This is a genomic window from Winslowiella toletana (assembly GCF_032164335.1).
Lineage (GTDB): Bacteria > Pseudomonadota > Gammaproteobacteria > Enterobacterales > Enterobacteriaceae > Erwinia > Erwinia toletana_A.
In genome coordinates, this window is record NZ_CP134152.1 from 4,797,819 (window position 1) to 4,815,812 (window position 17,994).

Genomic DNA, 17,994 nt, shown 5'->3' on the forward strand with positions numbered 1-17,994 from the left:
CCCAACAGGGGCTTATTTACGATGCGTACCTGGCAAGCGATCGTTATGCCATACCACCACTGAAATAATCAGTAAGCTCAGCATAATGGTCTGCTCGCGGCTGCCAAACAGCACATCCGTAAGCCCACAAACGATAATCCCCATCATAATGGCGAACAGCGGCGGGTTACGGGTGTAATAAGCGTATCCCAACAGTGAGAAGTAGAAAAAAAGCAGCACCAGCGCTCCCTGTACGCCCATTAAACTGGCCACCTCGATCAATTCGTTATGCAGATGGACGTTAACATATCTTAATGCACTTTTATCCGCGTCATTACGCTTCACATAATCCTGCGCATAGTTCCAGCGTTCCTCGAGGCTGTTACCGAGCGGATGATCGATGATTAAGCTCTTGCCGATACTCCACATAGCCAGACGACTGGTCAGTGAGCCATGCTCATTACCATTCGTATTTTCATAGCGATTGAACTCGCTAACCGTGGCATCAAACTTCGGCTTAATAACATGTTGATAGCTCAACGCAGTGACGACGCCAATACTCAGTAACACAAAAATCAGTGGCTTAAAGCCAAGATGACGCAGCTTAACAATACCGACAAAGATAATCAGCAGCGGATACGTTGCCATAACATTACGCGTTCCGGTCTGGAAAATAATGTAATAAGAGACGGCAAAGATCACCAGGCTACACAGCATGGTTCTGCGGTTCACATTTTCGTAGACCAGCAGAAAGATTAATGCAGCAGACAGAATGGAGTAATCATAGGCAGCATTGGTGGCACGGCCAAGGAAGAAGTCTACCCGACCCGGCATATAGAAATGCTGCCAGATGCCCACGCCACTGGCGACAATAAAGGTCAGAACCAGCGCCAGCTTGATTACTGCCCGGCTGGTCTGGTGATATTTCGGCATCACGCTGAGCAAATAGTAGCCAATCACCGCAGCCAGAATTAAGCGCTTGCCGGTATTAAGGTAAGCGTTGAACTCGTCGAAGTCGGGATTGCCGATATAGATCCAGGCAAACCAGATAAGATCGCTAATGCCGAGCAAAAGTATCGGGGCAATAATCCACCAGTGACGATTTTGCAGGCGATGAAAATCACAGAGCATCCCCAGTAGTGAAAAATAGAACGCCCAGTAAAATGCCACTTTGGCGCTTTTAACACTGAAAAACATTGTCAGGTTAGACAATAAAACCAGCAGCAAAACGGTGTAAAACAACGTGCGACGATAATTTTTTAACGGTCCGAGTAAAGACATTCTCTTCCTGCCTGGCAGCAATGGCCGTTGATTCAGCTAAAAACAGCAAAATTATTTCGTAAACAGGCAATCACTTGCGCTGATGTAATCGTTTTCATCGCTTCGTTAGACAACGATCCTGGAATAAGTGCCATTCGCACACCATACAGAATCTGATGTATCTCAGTATCCTGATACGGGCCACTTGAATACGGCTCCTCAGTAACAAACAAGCTCAATGTCGGTACTTTGAGTGCAATCGCCAGGTGCAACGGCCCGGTATCACCGGTCAGCAATACATCGAAGTTATTGATGGTCTCGACCAACGCCGGCAACGTCGTCTTACCAATTTGGCTGTCAATTCGGTCGCGGAAAGCCGGATCGACCTTGTCCATAAACGGACTTTCCAGATGTTTTTCGCCTGGCCCGCCAATCAATACCACGCTGGCCCGAGGATTTTCCGCCAGCAGCGTATTGGCAACATCGGCAAAACTTTCCGCAGGCCAGCAACGCTCAGCAGAAGATGCGCCCATCTGAAAACCTATAACTCGTTGATTATCTGGCTTAACTATTTTCTCAGCCGGAGCACGCGGAACTCTCATTGCCACATTACTGATGTCACACCCTAATGGCGCAACTAACTCCAGCTTGCGCTGGACTAAATGACCTTTGAATCCATAGGTATAATTGGTCAGCCAGCGGTCGCGCCACGGAAAATCGTCGACATAATTGTCGCGGAAGATATATTTTGCCCCGGACATGACCGCGCTGAGGTAATCATAGGGATCGTGGGCGTGCAAAATGATCGCCAGGTCAGGTTGACCTTTTTCTTTCAACTGGTTTAACAGAGCCCGCAGCGAGTTTACTTTATTGTTCCAGTAAACCACGCGATCCCAGTCTTCACCGTCGGCCATAAAATCACGAAATTTCTGGTGCGCCACCAGCGTGATAAAAGCCTCGGGAAAACGCTGCCGCACCGCGTGAATCGCGGGTGTATTCATCATAAAATCACCCAACGCGGTAGTGGAGTAAATTACGATATTGGCAAACTGCTTTTCCTGAGGAAAGGTATCGCGTGAAGCTAACAATCCTTTGCGTTTGGTATACAGTCGCAAAATCAGATCGACTGCTTTAGCTTTCCAGGGTTTTCTCATCTGACTTCCTTAGCGTGCCGGTAATACTCGGCTAATGTCATTCCCAAAGTGCGCGACTGTAACCAGCTAAACAGCTGTTCCAGATCGTCATAAAGCTGTTCAATATCTGCTTCATTTTTGAATGTTGGACTTCCGCCCGGCATAAATTCTGATGAATGCAGCATAAATTCTACGTAATCAGCACCTTCAGCTAGCGACTGTTCAGCCACCCGCTTCATTTTCTCGAGGTTTCCCCCCACCGGGCGTAGCCAGTTTACCGACGGACTACGCTTTTTACCGCGTAAACGCGCCACACCCTGCTTAACGCTATTCATTAACGGAGAGTATTTGTGTTGAATGCTCATCGGCACTTCAAGCAGCGGCGAGTTGCCCGCTTTGGCAATATCCTGCCGATCGATGAAATAAGCGTGATGCGGAAAATCACGGTAATCAGTGCCGCCATTGCCTTTCGGATCGCCTGGTGAATTACGCCAGTCGACGCGAGGCGTGACCGAGCAATCGACCAGATAACCCTGCTCAATTAACAGCGAGGCGTAGTATTCATTAAACGCCCAACGCCCGGCGCGGTGGCTAAGCATCTTGGTCTGAAAGGTCTCTTCCAGCAGCTGTGTCATAAACTCAACTTTATCTTTAATGACATCCTGAGGATATTCAATAAGATAAGGCTTATATCGCCAGTCATCGCCGGTCAGGTCAACTAAAGGAGGACTGTTCCACGCATGCAGATGCATCCCTACTTCGCCCTGATTGCGTGCAATAACATCTTTGGCGAATTCCACGTAAACCGGATCGATGGCCATTTCATAGTTGGTTAACCAGGTCGGTTTAAAACCAAATTTCTCACACAGGGACTGGAACCGCGGCAAAAAAGCAGCGTTTCGCGTATCGATTTTGTCATGATTTTCCCAGAGGTTGTCACCTTCAGTATCAATCGTGATGAGAAATGCGGGCCTTGCCATAATCTTTCTGACCTCATAAAAACTGAGCAGTTATGTTACGCAGCGGGACTTATCAGCGCAAAGTAATTTAACCGGACATTGAGCAGGAAAAATCCGCAAAAGTAGCCATCGCATAGCCAGTCCATTAGAATTTAGCCCTAATCAACTTATCAGAATCAGCCTGAACTGCGGACGCCATGACAAAGCATATTCTTTTCATTATTGATGGCCTGCCCGGTGGCGGCGCTGAAAACGTCACGCTCACGCTGGCAAAAGGCATTGCCGATCGCGGCCATCAGGTCACCCTGCTGTCTCTGAGCAAACGACTGGATTACGATATTCCGCCAAATGTCGATTACCGGGTTGATCACGACAGCGGACGCGGCCCACTGCGTAAACTGACCGAGCTGCCACGACGGGCGCGCTCCCTTGATCGCCAGCTGGAACAGCTGTTCTCCGAGAAAGGGGAACCGGCACTGGTGATTTCCAGCCTGCATAAAACCGATCGGATTGTGGTGCGATCGCAGTTGCTAAAACGCTGTAATGTCTGGCACTGCATTCACGGCATTTATTCGCGTTCCTACCTCGGTAATAAGAAGCCGCTGGCTCGCTATTTGAAAAAAGCCAAAATTCAGCAGGTTTATCGCGGGCGCAACATTATTACCGTGTCGGATGCCGTTGGCGAAGATCTGGTCAACGCCATGGGCATTGTACCGCTCAGAATGTTAACCATCTATAACCCGTTCGATGTGGCGCAGATACAGCAACGCGCGCAGGCAGAGAATCCGTTTGCCGGTGAAGAGTATATTTTGCACGTCGGTCGCTTCCATCAGGTGAAGCGTCAGGATCGCCTGCTGGAAGCCTTTGCGCAGGCAAAACTGCCAACCAAACTGGTGATCGTCGGCCAGGGGGATGCGGCAGTAACCCAACAGCTGCAGGCAAAAATCGAGCAGCTTAATTTGCAACAGCAGGTCATCCTGGCTGGCTTTTGCAAAAATCCGCTGCCAATGCTGAAGGGTGCGCGGCTGTTTGCGCTCAGCTCTGACAGTGAAGGCCTGCCTACGGTATTAATCGAATCGCTAATTTGCGGCACGCCAATTGTCAGCACCGCTTGCCCCGGCGGCGTTGGTGAAATAATGGTCGGTGAACTGGCAGCATTTCAGGCGGATCTCAACGCCAGCTCACTGGCAGAGAAACTTCAACTTTGCTGGCAGTCACCACCGCACATTACCCCAGCAATGTATGCTAAATTCGATATTAATTTAATTATTGACCGTTATCTCGAACTCGCGGTCAGATAGCATTATCACTTCCTGACAGAAAGGATTTTTATGGCGATTCTGGTTACCGGCGGAGCAGGCTACATCGGTTCACATACCGTGCTCACGCTGCTGGAAAAAGGCGAAGATGTAGTGGTACTGGATAATCTGGTCAATGCCTCCGCTGTGGCTTTAGATCGGGTGGAGACCCTGACCGGTAAAACGGTGACGTTCTGTCAGGGTGATGTCTGCGATGCCGGAACACTCAGAGAAATTTTTGCCCGGCACAGCATTTCAGCGGTCATTCATTTTGCCGGACTGAAATCAGTCGGCGAGTCGGTGCGTAAGCCGCTGGATTATTATCATAATAACCTTACCGGTAGCCTGGTGCTGCTGGCGGAAATGCGCCGCGCAGGCGTCACTAAGCTGATCTTCAGCTCATCCGCTACCGTCTACGGCCAGCCGGAACAGATTCCGCTGGTTGAAACGTCGCGCACCGGCGGCACCACCAATCCCTATGGGACGTCCAAGTTAATGGTCGAGCAGGTTCTGCAAGACTTCGCGCTGGCCGAACCGGACTTCACTATTATCATTCTGCGCTATTTCAATCCGGTGGGCGCTCATCCATCCGGAATGATTGGCGAAGATCCGAACGGCATTCCTAACAATCTGATGCCTTACATTGCACAGGTCGCAATTGGCAAACTGGAAAAAGTGGCGATATTTGGTGATGACTATCCGACCAAAGACGGCACCGGCGTGCGCGATTATATTCATGTGATGGATTTGGCTGAAGGCCATCTGAAAGCGATTGAACATATCGACAGGCATCAGGGCGTTGCTGTTTATAATCTCGGAACCGGTGTTGGCTACTCGGTACTGGAGATGCTGCACGCGTTTGAACAGGCTTCCGGACGGAAAATACCTTATGAGGTGGTGCCGCGCCGCCCTGGCGATATCGCCGAATGCTGGTCAGATCCGTCGCTCGCCAAAACCGGGCTGGACTGGCAGGCGACGCGCAATCTTGATGTGATGATGGAGGACGCCTGGCGCTGGCAGTCCAGTAATCCGCAAGGTTTTCAGTCCTGACACTGCGTTAACCGGGGCAGGAGGCTACCTTCTGCCCCGATTTGGCTTTGCGTTACGCCGGTGCGTTAATGGCTTTAACCGGCCAAAGGTTTCCCCTACAATCGTTTCACTTAACTTTGAGAAACCATAAGTATGGCAAGCCCGATTCCCTCAACGTTTACGCCACGTAATATTCTGCTGATCAAATTACGCCACCATGGTGACATGCTGCTGACAACACCGGTGATTAATGCTCTGCATCAGCGTTATCCTGATGCACGGATTGACGTGTTGCTATATGCAGAAACGCGTCCGATGCTGCAAGCTCATCCGGCCATTAGCGACATTCACGTTATCGATCGTAACTGGAAAAAAGAGGGCGGATGGCAGCGTTTCAAGCATGAAAGCGCGCTCAAAGCGACCATTCGCTCCCGCCATTACGACGTCGTGATTAATCTTGCCGACCAGTGGCAAAGTGCCATGATTACCCGCTTCTCCGGCGCACCGGTGCGTATTGGTTTTGCCTTCAAAAAGCGTCGTAATCGCCTGTGGCAGTTTTGCCATAACTATCTTGTCTCTACCGATAATCACCACCTGCTGCATACCGTGGAGCAAAATTTATCTGCCCTGCAACCGCTTGATGTGCCAATTGAAGGCATCAGCGCCTCAATGCACTACAGCGAAAGCGATCTGCAGCAAACCCGTCAGGTGTTACAACAGCAGCACATCAATGGCCGCTATCTGGTGATTCAGCCAACTTCACGCTGGATATTTAAGTGCTGGGAAGATGAGAAAGTGGCCGCGGTGATCGATCAGCTGGCACATCCCAATCTGAAGGTGGTGCTGACCGCCGCACCGGATGCCCGGGAGCAGGCGATGATCGATAATATTCTGTCACTGTGTAAAAACGCCGATGTGGTCTCAGTGGCCGGTAAACTCACGCTGCCACAACTGGCCGCGCTGATCGATGATGCTGAACTGTTTATCGGCGTGGACTCTGCACCTATGCATATGGCCGCCGCTCTGAGTACGCCCTGCATCGCGCTTTTTGGCCCGACCAAACTGCAGCACTGGCGTCCGTGGGGCGAAAGAAACCGGGTTATCTGGGCCGGTGACTATGCGCCGCTGCCCGACCCGGACGCGATTAATACCAACACTCAACAGCGCTATCTCGCCGCCATTCCGGTGGAAGAGGTGGTAACAGCAGCAAGGAGCTATCTGGATGCATAAAGTCCGCCTCGCCATTGTCAGACAGAAGTATCGCCCTGACGGTGGTGCAGAACGCTTTATCTCCCGCGCGCTGGAAGCGCTGGAGAGCGATCGGCTCGACCTGAACATTATCACCCGCAGCTGGCAAGGCACGCCAAATCCTGACTGGCACCTGCATATCTGCAATCCAAAAAAGTGGGGTCGCATATCACGCGAACGCGGATTCGCCGAGGCCGCACGCGCCTGCTGGCAGCGGGAAAAGTTTGATATCGTGCAGAGCCACGAACGTATTGAAGGCTGTGATATTTTCCGTGCTGGTGATGGCGTGCACCGCGTCTGGCTGGAGCAACGCGCGCGCATTGTTTCGCCGCTACAGCGCTTCGCTACCCGCTTCAGCCCTTATCACCACTACGTAATGCAGGCTGAAGAACAGATGTTCCGCTCCGACTCTTTGAAGAAAATCATCTGTAACTCGGAGATGGTGAAGCGTGACATCATCCGCTGCTTCCAGGTACCGGAAGAAAAATTTGCGGTAATCTATAACGCCATCGACTCACAGCGTTTCCAGCCGGCAACCGAAGCCACGCGCCATGCAACCCGTAAGCAGCTGAATATCCCCGCTGATGCCTGCGCGCTAATCTATGTTGGCTCCGGCTTTGAACGTAAAGGTTTACGTGCGGCAATTGAGGCGCTGGCCAACAGCGATCGCTATCTGATCGTCGTCGGCCAGGATAAGCAGTTGAGTCGCTATCAGCAGCTGGCAAATCAGCTTAACTGCCTCGACCGTATCCGTTTTGTCGGCGTACAGCAGGATGTGATCTCTTTCTATCACGCAGCCGACGCCTTAATTTTACCCACATTGTACGATCCCTTCCCGAACGTGGTACTGGAAGCGATGGCGTGCGGTCTGCCGGTGATTACCAGCTTCGGCTGTGGCGGAGCAGAGTTTATTACTGATGGTCAGGAAGGCTTCGTTTGCGATGCATTAGATATCAAAGCATTAAACGATGCTGTTAATGCTATTCCGTCGAAAGCCGTTGATTCAGCGATGAGTGAGGCCGCACGCAGCAGAATTCTGCCTTACACGCCGCAACGCCTTGCCGCAGAGTTGCATTCTCTTTATCAACAAGTATTACTCACGTCATGATGAAGTAAGATGAGCACAGGCAAGTTATCTGCTACCATGCCGGATTGTTCACTGGATAATGTTTGACGCACACGTGTCGTAAAAATCGGTATGACGACAATTTACACCGCCTTGCTCTATCTCATTCAGCCACTGATTTGGCTTCGCCTCTGGTTGCGTGGTCGAAAAGCCCCTGCCTATCGTAAACGGTGGGCGGAACGCTATGGCTTTTGTGCAGGTAAAGTCAAACCAGATGGAATTTTGCTGCACTCTGTTTCGGTAGGTGAAACCCTTGCTGCCGTACCACTGGTTCGTGCGCTGCGCCATCGCTACCCGACGCTGCCGATTACCGTCACCACCATGACGCCAACCGGTTCAGAACGGGCACAATCTGCTTTTGGTAAAGACGTGCATCACGTTTACCTGCCTTACGATCTGCCCGGCGCAATTAATCGTTTTCTTGATACCACCCGCCCAAAATTGGTGATCATCATGGAAACCGAGCTGTGGCCCAACATTATCAAAGCCCTGCACGATCGAAAAATCCCGCTGGTGATTGCCAACGCGCGCCTTTCAGAACGTTCAGCGGCCGGTTATAAAAAGCTTGGCAAGTTTATGCGCCAGTTACTGCAACGCATCACACTGATTGCCGCGCAGAATCAGGAAGACGGTGAGCGGTTTGTCAGCCTTGGGCTGAAGCGTTCACATCTGACGGTTACCGGTAGCCTGAAATTTGATATTTCTGTCACGCCAGAACTGGCAGCACGCGCGGTGACGCTGCGTCGTCAGTGGGCGCCACGACGCCCGGTGTGGATAGCCACCAGTACTCATGAAGGCGAAGAGAGCATTATTCTTGATGCCCATCGTAAATTGCTGACACGCTTTCCGGATCTGCTGCTGATCCTGGTGCCCCGCCACCCGGAACGCTTTACGGTGGCACGTGATATGACGCAAAAAGCGGGTCTAAGCTATATTATGCGCAGCAGCGGTGAAATCCCTTCCGGCAGTACGCAGGTGGTTATTGGTGACACCATGGGTGAGCTGATGCTGCTGTACGGCATTGCCGATCTCGCCTTTGTTGGCGGCAGCCTGGTTGAGCGCGGCGGCCATAATCCGCTGGAACCGGCAGCACATGCCCTGCCAGTATTGATGGGCCCCCATATCTTCAACTTCAAAGATATCTGTAGCAAACTGCAGCAGGCAGACGGTCTGATCACCGTTACCGATGCCGATTCGCTGGATAAAGAGATCGGCATCCTGCTGACTGACGATGACTATCGCCGTTACTACGGACGTCATGCGGTAGAAGTGCTGCATCAGAATCAGGGCGCGCTTCAGCGTCTGCTACAGTTACTCGAACCTCACTTGCCACCACGGAATCATTAAATGAGTTCTCGCCAACGACTTTCGGTGGTGATGATCGCCAAAAACGAGGCCGGGCTGTTACCAGACTGCCTGGCTTCCGTCAGCTGGGCCGATGAAATCATTCTGCTCGACTCCGGCAGCAGCGATCAAACACCAGAGATTGCCCGCCAGCATAACGTTACGGTTTATCATTCTGAACAGTGGCCCGGCTATGGGCTGCAACGTCAGCATGCACAAAGTTATGCCACTGGCGATATGATTCTGATGATCGATGCTGACGAGCGGGTCACTGATGAACTGCGCGCCTCGATTGAGCGCGTGCTTCACTGCCCGGAACCGCACACCGTCTACAGCATCGCGCGCCGCAATCTGTTTCTCGGGCGCTTTATGCGTCACAGCGGCTGGTATCCGGATCGCGTCACCCGCCTCTATCCGCGCGACTATCACTATAATGATAATCAGGTTCATGAGTCGCTTGATACCCGCGAAGCGCATGTCGTTCCGTTACGTGGTGATCTCAAGCATCTGACCTGTCGCGACTTCTCTGCTTTTCAGCGCAAGCAATTTGCCTATGCGGAAGCCTGGGCCAAGCAGCGTTATCAGCAGGGTAAAAGTTGCAGTATGTTTTCGGTGTTCAGCCATACCATCAGTGCATTTCTGAAAACGCTGGTGCTGCGAGCCGGTTTTCTCGATGGCAAACAGGGTTGGTTACTGTCAGTGGTGAATGCACAGTACACCTTCAACAAATATGCAGCGCTGTGGGCGCTGAATCAGGCCAATAAAGGTAGCGTATGAGCACCAAGGCGATCTATCCCGGTACTTTCGACCCGATGACTAACGGTCATCTCGATATCGTCACGCGTGCCGCGCTAATGTTCGATCATATCGTGCTGGCTATAGCAGCCAGCCCGAGTAAAAAGCCGATGTTTACGCTGGATGAACGTGTGGCGCTGGCGCAGCAGGTGACCGCACATCTTGGCAATGTTGAAGTAGTCGGTTTCAGCGATCTGATGGCAAACTTTGCCAAAGCGCAGCAGGCAAATGTGCTGGTGCGAGGCCTGCGCGCAGTGTCTGATTTTGAGTACGAAATGCAGCTGGCGCATATGAACCGCCATCTGTTACCCACGCTGGAAAGCGTATTTATGATGCCGTCGGAAGAGTATTCATTTATCTCTTCCTCGCTGGTTAAAGAGGTAGCTCGCCATCAGGGCGATGTGCAAGCCTTTCTGCCAGCGCCGGTATACAGCGCGCTGATGGCTAAACTGGCGTAAGGACGGCATCACTGCCGTCACTCTCACCCATCACTTCTGGCAGGTACGGCAGAAGAAGGTGCTGCGCTGACCATGCCTGGCGCTTTCAATTAAGCTGCCACAAACCCGACACGGCTCACCTGCACGCCCGTAAACCTGCAATTGCTGGGCAAAATAGCCCGGTTTACCGTCAGTCTGTAAAAAGTCACGCAGCGTGGTCCCGCCCTGCTCTATTGAGCGCAGCAACACCGCTTTAATGGTTGCGACCAGCAGCGCTGCCTGCGACTGCGTCAGCGCCATTGCCGGATGATCGGGCAGGATCCCGGCAGTAAACAGCGATTCACTGGCATAGATATTCCCGACGCCCACCACCAGCTTATTATCCATCAACCACGGCTTAATCGCCGTACGCTTTCCGCGAGACTTTTCAAACAGATAGTCACCATTGAAGCTGTCACTTAACGGCTCTGGCCCTAAATGCGCCAGTACATTACTGGCCTGCAAATCGGCACACCACAACCAGGCACCAAAGCGGCGCGGGTCGGTATAGCGCAACACTTTGCCGTTGCTCATGACTAAATCGACGTGATCGTGCTTTGCCGGTGGAATCTCTTCCGGTAGCACGCGCAAGCTGCCGGACATTCCCAGATGAATAATAATCCAGCCGTCCGGCAGCTCTAACAGCAGGTATTTGGCACGCCGCTGTACGCTCAGCACCGGCTGATCGCTCAGCGCCTGAATTTCCTGGGACACCGGCCAGCGCAGGCGACCGTTACGCACTACCGCATGCAAAATGGTTTCACCGACCAGATGAGGCTCAATACCGCGCCGACTGGTTTCTACCTCAGGTAATTCAGGCATGCCAACTCCTCGTATTTTGTGGTCTCATAAAAACAAAAAAACCCGGCCGAAGCCGGGTTTTTTCTTAAGTCGCCAAAATTATTTAATTTTAGCTTCTTTGTAGAGTACATGTTGACGGACAACTGGATCGAACTTTTTCAGTTCCAGTTTTTCCGGCTTAGTACGCTTGTTCTTCGTGGTGGTATAAAAATGACCTGTACCAGCAGAAGAAACAAGCTTGATTTTCTCACGAATACCTTTAGCCATGATTCAGTTCCTTAGTACTTCTCACCACGGGTACGCATATCGGCCAGAACCGTATCAATACCCTTCTTATCAATTACACGCATACCTTTAGCAGATACACGCAGCGTAACGAAGCGCTTTTCGCTCTCAACCCAAAAACGGTGAGAGTGCAGGTTCGGCAGGAAACGGCGTTTCGTCGCGTTCATCGCGTGGGAACGGTTGTTACCGCTCACCGGGCGCTTGCCAGTTACTTGGCAGACTCGTGACATGTCTATTCTCCAAAAATCAAATCAGCTCGAGCTTTAAAAATAAGGTCTTGGCCGCCTCGTCAGGCTAGTAGCCCACCCAAGCGAGTTCTGTGTGAACCCACTGGCAGGCCCATACGCCAAACCCGAGATTCTCAAAGGTGGCGTAGTATACGCCCTGTAGCGCCAGTGCTCAAGTCCCGAACAGATAAAGATCCCGCTGGATCGCGCAAAATAGCGGCATCCGGGAACAAATCCGGCGAGAAAATGCGCAATACGCAGCCTTGTTGTCCAGTTGTCAGCGTTACAGCCAGCCGCGTTCAGCGAACGAAACATACTGACCCTGACCAATGACAAGGTGATCTAATATTCTGATATTTAGTAATAAACCCGCACTGACTATCTGGCGAGTAATATCACGATCGGCGGCACTGGGCTCAGCCATCCCCGAGGGGTGATTGTGCGCCAGAATTAGCGCCGCTGCATTGATTTTTAACGCTTCCCGCACAATTTCTCGCGGATGAACCTCAACGCTGTTGATACTGCCGGCAAACATCTCCTGCGAAGCGAGTACCCGGTGCTGATTATCGAGAAAAATAACGATAAAAATTTCGCGTTCCTGGTGCGCCAGCATGCTCAACAGATACTGATGCGTCGCCTGCGGATTCGCCAGTGCATCTTCGCGCGCCATACTGGCACGAAAAAAACGCCGCCCCAGCTCAGCCACCGCATGCAACTGCGCTAATTTGGCCGCGCCAATACCCGTTACCTCCGCCATTGCCTGCTTATCGGCGGTCATTACATGATACAGCGAACCAAATTGCAGCAGTAGCTGAGCAGCCAACGACATGACATCCTGTCCGACGGAACCGGTACGCAAAAATATCGCTAACAACTCCGCATCGGTTAACGCCCCCGCTCCCATCTGCTGCAACTTCTCCCGCGGCATTAACTGCTGCCATGATACGTTCATCTGTGCTCTCCCGAAATAAACGCACAATGCCCCGCACCCTCGTCGATGGACAGCGGCAAATTGTCAGCTTTCGCGCTGGCTCGCAAAGCTGGCAGTAAGCGGAAGGGACGAACAGCAGGAGTGTGATAAAATACACAAATCGTGACGCAATCAGGGCGTCAATCTGAATGTAGAGATGGCGGATAACATTATGATGGGATTAACCGGTAAACACATCGTATTGGGCGTTAGCGGCGGTATCGCGGCTTATAAAGCGCCAGAGCTGGTGCGTCGCCTGCGCGATCGCGGGGCGGAAGTGCGGGTAGTGATGACCGACGCTGCCAAAGCTTTTATCACTCCAATGAGCCTGCAGGCGGTGTCCGGTTATCCGGTATCCGATCATCTGCTCGACCCGGCAGCAGAAGCCGCCATGGGCCATATCGAGCTGGGTAAGTGGGCTGACTTAGTGATTCTGGCACCGGCCACCGCCGATCTGATTGCGCGCGTCGCTGCGGGCATGGCAAACGATCTGGTCACTACCATTTGCCTGGCAACCGCCGCGCCAATTGCCATCGCGCCAGCGATGAATCAGCAGATGTATCGCGCGATTCCGACCCAGCATAACCTGAAACTGCTGGCCGAACGCGGTGTGATGATCTGGGGCCCGGACAGCGGCAGCCAGGCCTGTGGCGATGTTGGCCCAGGCCGCATGCTCGATCCGTTAGCGCTGGTTGATGAAGCCATTAAATGGTCTTCCCCGGTCAACGACCTGCAACATCTCAATATTATGATTACCGCAGGACCAACACGTGAAGCGCTCGATCCGGTACGCTATATCAGCAACCACAGCTCGGGAAAAATGGGTTTTGCCATTGCTAAAGCCGCTGCCGCGCGCGGTGCCAACGTCACGCTGGTCGCCGGGCCGGTTGATTTACCGACGCCAGCATGGGTGAAACGCATTGATGTCACCACCGCACTGGAAATGCAAAAAGCGGTGATGGAACACATTACGCGTCAGCATATTTTCATTGGTAGCGCAGCCGTGGCAGACTACCGCGCGGCGACGATTGCCGAAGAAAAAATCAAAAAACAGGGTGATGAAGTTACCCTCACCATGGTAAAAAACCCCGATATTGTGGCGGACGTTGGCGCAATGAGCGAAAGCCGCCCGTATGTTGTAGGATTTGCCGCTGAAACCCAGAATGTGGAAGAATACGCCCAACAAAAACGTGCGCGGAAAAAGCTGGATTTAATCTGCGCCAATGATGTTTCAAAAGCCGGGCAGGGTTTCAACAGCGACACCAATGCTCTTCACCTTTTTTGGCAGGAGGGAGAAAAAGTCTTACCGCTCAGCGATAAGTCACTCCTTGGCCAACAGTTAATAGACGAGATTGTCAGCCGTTATGATGAAAAAAATCGACGTTAAGATTATGGATCCGCGTGTCGGCAACGAATTCCCGCTGCCAACCTACGCAACCTCGGGATCGGCAGGCCTTGACCTGCGCGCCTGCCTTGATGATGCCATCAATCTGGCACCTGGCGTTACCACGCTGGTTCCGACCGGTTTAGCGATTCACATCGCCGATCCCTCACTGGCGGCAGTGATCCTGCCACGCTCCGGGCTGGGCCATAAACATGGCGTCGTACTGGGCAACCTGGTGGGGCTGATTGACTCTGACTATCAGGGCCAGCTGATGGTATCCGTCTGGAACCGTGGGCAAGACAGCTTCACTATTCAACCCGGTGAGCGCATCGCACAGATGGTTTTCGTGCCTGTGGTTCAGGCCGAGTTTAATCTGGTCGAGGATTTTGATGCCAGCGCGCGTGGTGAAGGTGGCTTTGGCCACTCCGGTCGCCAGTAACACATAACGAACCATCCCCGTAACGATATAATTTTAACGCCGTGAGACGCCCTCTCACGGATGTTACGTGGGTATTTGCCCGTTTATGGTGAATTTTCAGGGGTCTTTTAAGTCATGGCAGAAAAAAAGAGTGCGAAAAGGAATCGTCGCGAGGAGATATTGCAGGCTCTGGCGCAAATGCTGGAGTCCAGTGATGGTAGCCAGCGTATCACTACCGCCAAACTTGCGGCCAATGTTGGCGTGTCCGAAGCGGCGCTTTACCGGCACTTTCCCAGTAAAACGCGGATGTTTGATAGTCTGATCGAGTTTATTGAAGACAGCCTGATAACCCGTATCAACCTGATATTAAGTGATGAAAAAGAGACGCTGCCACGCCTGCGCCTGATCGTTCAGCTTATTCTCGGCTTTGGTGAGCGTAATCCGGGCCTGACGCGAATTCTGACTGGTCATGCGTTAATGTTTGAACAGGATCGCCTGCAAGGCCGTATTAATCAGCTGTTCGAGCGAATTGAAGTCCAGTTACGCCAGGTGATGCGCGAGCGCAAAATGCGGGAAGGCGAAGGTTTCACCACCGATGAAACTCTGCTGGCCAGCCAGCTGATGGCCTTCTGCGAAGGTATGCTGTCACGCTTTGTCCGGTCCGAATTTCGCTACCGTCCAACCGCCGATTTCGAAGCGCGCTGGCCACTACTGGCTGCTCAGCTGGTATAAAGGGCTAAGGCGTTGCAGGTAAAGGCTTAAGTTGTTCGTCGAGTAAAGCCACCAGCAGCGCCGTGCCATCCTCCGCGACACGCAGTTCACCGTAACGCGCATCAATATAATCTTTCGCATGACCTTCCTCGAAGAACCACGCATCACTGGCAACCGCTATTCCCTGATTACCACGATGCGCCTGCAGATAATACTGATTCTCCTTTAACGGCTGTCCGCGATCCCAGCCGGCCTCGGTGGCAATCCGCTGCGGATTCAGCGTAACAATCAGCCGGTGATTGCCGGGTATCTCAGTGCTGCGCAAATGACTGTTCAGCGCATAGTTCAGCGCCATATAATCTCCCTGCATCAGCGCACGCGGATCTACCGGTGCCAGCTCCAGCCGCATCACACTGCCACTGCCCAGCAGCTGCTGCTTCTGGTATATCGCCAGGTTAGCCGCCAGCAGAATCAGCGCTAAAACCACGAACAGCAAGCCTTTACGCATCCTCACCTTCCTGTAAACGACGATGTGCCAGCACAGATATCGCAATTAACAATGCTCCGGCGGCGAACAGCATTAACGCTTTATCCAGCAGGGAAATGCCGAGGAAGTAATACCAGTCGAGCGTATACAGCCCCATCAGCACCGCTGCCGTCAGCATCAGGACTTTGCTGTTCTGGTAACGCGCCAGCAGCAGTAACAGCCAGGTCAGCGCGATACCCGGTGCAAAAAGGCTCATCGCGGCCAGCACCGTGGCAATCAACAGCAGTTGCCAGGCACCCGGCATACCTTCGCGTCGGCCGAGAATCAAAGCCGCGATCAGCAGACCAGCGGCAATGCCCTCGTTAAGCGTGGAGAAATCGCTATCACGCGGAGCAAACTCCTCTATTAACGCCAGGCCATCCAGCGGCACAGAACCATAGAAACACAGCAGCAACAGCCCGCAGCTCATCCCCGATAATACCGGTCGAAAACGCCAGCTGTAGCGATCGTCAATACCGGCAAGAATGATACCGACGGTAACCACCGCCGTAGCCACCACCGGCAGACTACTGGTGTACCAGGTCAGTCCACCAATCAGGAAAAAGATCAGCGCTGCGCTATTAAGGAAGCGATAAAAGTTATTGCGAAACAGAAGAAACAGTAGCGCCAGCGCAGGCACAAACATCAGCCACATCTGCCCGCTGATCCAGCTACGTTCATCTGTCCATAGCGCCACTGCCGTACAGACACTAAGCGTACAGGCTACCGCCCAGGATAAACCAATCTGCTGCTGAGCAAGCCCCGATTTGCGCAGCAAGAGCCCGCCGGGGATGCCACAAACCAGCGCCATCAGTAAAAAAGTGCCGGCATCAAACCGATCGAACAATCCGTAAAGAAAACAGGCCAGCACCAGCAGCGCAAAAGCCAGCAGCCCGGCAAACCAGCCGCTGATTACCAGCGCGGCGCGCACGTACCACGGCAGTTCATCATCTCTTTCTTGCTGCAGCTGGCTGATCTGCTGCGCGGTTAAGAGCGACTGCTGCTGTAAACGCAACCAGAGATTTTGCTGCTCGTGCCGCTCTTCGGCCGGCGATTGCGGCTCTTCTGCCCGCCACTTCATTATCCAGCGGCTGGCCTGCACCGCACACAGAGCGAGTACTACCAGCGCTACCACCAGGGTGAGAATAATATCGATGCCGATAAACAGCCGCATCGCGCCAGCCACCAGCAGACTGCTGATGCTGAATAAACCACAGGTAAGACTAAACAGATCGCGTTGATGATGATAAAACAATCGCCAGCCGCCGATCAGTAACGCCAGCCACAACAGTGCGCTGACAGCACCGGAGAGTGAACGATCATCAAACAGCGCGCTGGCGGTGGCTATTGTCAGCGTCACCAGCGTCCAGAACGCCATTATTCGAAACAGCCAGTCGGTGCGGCGGGTCGCCGTAAACCAGGCAATCAGCGCGACAACCAGCGCCAGCTGATAAATCAGGCTGAAATTCTGCAGAAAGGGAAAGTCCTGCCAGCCACCGAGCCACAGCACAAAAGCGATATTGGCAACTAAATAACAGAGAAACCACAGCGCCGTCAGGCGGGCAAAGCAGGCTAAGGCAAACAAAGCCATCGCCCAGGCACGGAATAAGGTCCAGCTTTCGGCACCGGTCTGATAAATCTGACCATATACTGCAAACAGCACGCCAATCAGTATGCCAATGGCGACTAACGCCAGTCGCCCGCTCAGCTGTGCCCAGCGCCACCAGACCACTACCGCCAGCGCGACGATCGCCCCTTCAACCAGGGCAAATTTAACCATCCGTGGTAACGCCGCCCAGTTCCATGCGAAAAAGAACATCACGCCGCATACCATGGCCAGTGTGCCGATCAACGCAAAGGTCGCGCGCAGAAACAGCAGCCATCCCTGCGCATCCGGACGCGCACCAATTAATTGCAGAATAGCGTGATGAGTTGCTGATGAAATAAAGCCCTGAGACTGTAACCGCCGCACCGCACGACCCACTGCGGTTGCGGATTTTCCTGCATATAGATGGTTTTCCACGC

Annotated in this window: 19 protein-coding genes; 10 read left to right on the forward strand and 9 right to left on the reverse strand. The window is 52.8% G+C overall.

The window, feature by feature from the left end; genetic code table 11:
• Nucleotides 1-12 precede the first annotated feature (12 nt).
• From RIN69_RS21815 to RIN69_RS21825, 3 genes are read right to left on the reverse strand one after another with little or no spacing between them, the layout of a single operon-like run.
• Entirely contained in the window at nt 13-1,260 is a 1,248-nt protein-coding gene (locus tag RIN69_RS21815) for an O-antigen ligase family protein (RefSeq protein ID WP_313854539.1), read from the reverse strand.
• Nucleotides 1,261-1,292: 32 nt separating this feature from the next.
• Complete coding sequence (locus RIN69_RS21820) at nt 1,293-2,393, reverse strand: glycosyltransferase family 9 protein (protein ID WP_313854541.1); 1,101 nt, start codon at nt 2,391-2,393, stop codon at nt 1,293-1,295.
• Complete coding sequence (locus RIN69_RS21825) at nt 2,390-3,352, reverse strand: polysaccharide deacetylase family protein (RefSeq protein WP_313854543.1); 963 nt, start codon at nt 3,350-3,352, stop codon at nt 2,390-2,392. The genes RIN69_RS21820 and RIN69_RS21825 overlap by 4 nt, the downstream gene beginning before the upstream one ends.
• A gap of 176 nt (nt 3,353-3,528) precedes the next feature.
• Here RIN69_RS21825 and RIN69_RS21830 point away from each other — a divergent pair, with 176 nt between their 5' ends.
• From RIN69_RS21830 to coaD, 7 genes are all read left to right on the forward strand, one after another.
• Nucleotides 3,529-4,632: a glycosyltransferase gene (locus RIN69_RS21830; protein ID WP_313854544.1), complete on the forward strand. Its 1,104-nt coding sequence runs from the start codon at nt 3,529-3,531 to the stop codon at nt 4,630-4,632.
• A gap of 30 nt (nt 4,633-4,662) precedes the next feature.
• Nucleotides 4,663-5,679 (forward strand): UDP-glucose 4-epimerase GalE, encoded by a 1,017-nt coding sequence (gene galE / locus RIN69_RS21835; protein ID WP_313854545.1) that lies wholly within the window; start codon nt 4,663-4,665, stop codon nt 5,677-5,679.
• Nucleotides 5,680-5,811: 132 nt separating this feature from the next.
• Complete coding sequence (rfaQ, locus tag RIN69_RS21840) at nt 5,812-6,888, forward strand: putative lipopolysaccharide heptosyltransferase III (RefSeq protein WP_313854547.1); 1,077 nt, start codon at nt 5,812-5,814, stop codon at nt 6,886-6,888.
• On the forward strand, nt 6,881-8,014 hold the full coding sequence (locus RIN69_RS21845; protein WP_313854548.1) for a glycosyltransferase family 4 protein: 1,134 nt from the start codon (nt 6,881-6,883) through the stop codon (nt 8,012-8,014). Before rfaQ ends, RIN69_RS21845 begins: the two co-directional genes overlap by 8 nt.
• A gap of 90 nt (nt 8,015-8,104) precedes the next feature.
• A complete protein-coding gene (waaA, locus tag RIN69_RS21850) occupies nt 8,105-9,379 on the forward strand; it encodes a lipid IV(A) 3-deoxy-D-manno-octulosonic acid transferase (RefSeq protein ID WP_313854550.1) in 1,275 nt (424 codons plus the stop codon).
• Complete coding sequence (locus RIN69_RS21855; RefSeq protein ID WP_313854551.1) at nt 9,380-10,153, forward strand: glycosyltransferase family 2 protein; 774 nt, start codon at nt 9,380-9,382, stop codon at nt 10,151-10,153.
• Entirely contained in the window at nt 10,150-10,629 is a 480-nt protein-coding gene (gene coaD, locus RIN69_RS21860; protein ID WP_313854552.1) for a pantetheine-phosphate adenylyltransferase, read from the forward strand. Before RIN69_RS21855 ends, coaD begins: the two co-directional genes overlap by 4 nt.
• 30 nt (nt 10,630-10,659) lie before the next feature.
• On the opposite strand, the gene mutM is transcribed toward coaD, so the two are convergent.
• From mutM to radC, 4 genes are all read right to left on the reverse strand, one after another.
• Nucleotides 10,660-11,469, reverse strand: coding sequence for a bifunctional DNA-formamidopyrimidine glycosylase/DNA-(apurinic or apyrimidinic site) lyase (mutM, locus tag RIN69_RS21865; RefSeq protein WP_313854553.1), 810 nt, complete (start codon nt 11,467-11,469; stop codon nt 10,660-10,662).
• Between the two features lie 78 nt (nt 11,470-11,547).
• A complete protein-coding gene (gene rpmG, locus RIN69_RS21870) occupies nt 11,548-11,715 on the reverse strand; it encodes a 50S ribosomal protein L33 (RefSeq protein WP_003024094.1) in 168 nt (55 codons plus the stop codon).
• Between the two features lie 11 nt (nt 11,716-11,726).
• Nucleotides 11,727-11,963, reverse strand: a complete 237-nt coding sequence (gene rpmB / locus RIN69_RS21875; RefSeq protein WP_052901820.1) for a 50S ribosomal protein L28 — start codon at nt 11,961-11,963, stop codon at nt 11,727-11,729.
• Nucleotides 11,964-12,243: 280 nt separating this feature from the next.
• A complete protein-coding gene (gene radC / locus RIN69_RS21880) occupies nt 12,244-12,912 on the reverse strand; it encodes a RadC family protein (RefSeq protein ID WP_313854555.1) in 669 nt (222 codons plus the stop codon).
• Nucleotides 12,913-13,102: 190 nt separating this feature from the next.
• Between radC and coaBC the strand changes: the two genes are divergently transcribed.
• The 3 genes from coaBC to slmA all read left to right on the forward strand — a co-directional run bounded on the left by coaBC (nt 13,103) and on the right by slmA (nt 15,464).
• Nucleotides 13,103-14,317: a bifunctional phosphopantothenoylcysteine decarboxylase/phosphopantothenate--cysteine ligase CoaBC gene (coaBC, locus tag RIN69_RS21885; RefSeq protein WP_313857838.1), complete on the forward strand. Its 1,215-nt coding sequence runs from the start codon at nt 13,103-13,105 to the stop codon at nt 14,315-14,317.
• Nucleotides 14,295-14,753, forward strand: coding sequence for a dUTP diphosphatase (dut, locus tag RIN69_RS21890; RefSeq protein ID WP_313854558.1), 459 nt, complete (start codon nt 14,295-14,297; stop codon nt 14,751-14,753). Before coaBC ends, dut begins: the two co-directional genes overlap by 23 nt.
• 114 nt (nt 14,754-14,867) lie before the next feature.
• Nucleotides 14,868-15,464, forward strand: coding sequence for a nucleoid occlusion factor SlmA (gene slmA / locus RIN69_RS21895; RefSeq protein ID WP_313854560.1), 597 nt, complete (start codon nt 14,868-14,870; stop codon nt 15,462-15,464).
• Nucleotides 15,465-15,468: 4 nt separating this feature from the next.
• On the opposite strand, the gene RIN69_RS21900 is transcribed toward slmA, so the two are convergent.
• Nucleotides 15,469-15,957: a GDYXXLXY domain-containing protein gene (locus tag RIN69_RS21900; RefSeq protein WP_390902471.1), complete on the reverse strand. Its 489-nt coding sequence runs from the start codon at nt 15,955-15,957 to the stop codon at nt 15,469-15,471.
• Nucleotides 15,944-17,992 carry a DUF2157 domain-containing protein gene (locus tag RIN69_RS21905; RefSeq protein WP_313854564.1) on the reverse strand — a complete coding sequence of 683 codons (2,049 nt, stop codon included), beginning with the start codon at nt 17,990-17,992 and terminating at the stop codon, nt 15,944-15,946. The genes RIN69_RS21900 and RIN69_RS21905 overlap by 14 nt, the downstream gene beginning before the upstream one ends.
• Nucleotides 17,993-17,994 lie beyond the last annotated feature (2 nt).